Raw genomic sequence first — 255 nt, forward strand, 5'->3', positions numbered from 1 at the left:
TGAAGCGGATGGACCACGACTTGACGACGCTCTCAAAAGCGCAGGTTGGTTTCATCGATCACGATCAGCTCGAACGGATCCTTAGTACGCGGCCGGCTTTGGCCCGAGCGCTCTGGCGCGAGTCGCTTGTTGATGCCGCGTTGTTCCGGCAATGGATCGTCAATCTCGGCACGCGATCGGCACCGGGACGCATGGCCTATTTGATTGCGGAGTTGCGCCAGCGGCTTGGAGCGATGGGTATGGTCGCCAACGAGC

Annotated in this window: 1 pseudogene; it reads left to right on the forward strand. The window is 60.4% G+C overall.

Features of this window, described 5'->3' with window-relative positions:
* Window positions 1-20: 20 nt before the first annotated feature.
* A pseudogene (locus AC066Y_RS43400) lies at window positions 21-255 on the forward strand (Crp/Fnr family transcriptional regulator); the annotation flags it as partial.

Source organism: Bradyrhizobium sp. USDA3010 (genome assembly GCF_056429065.1).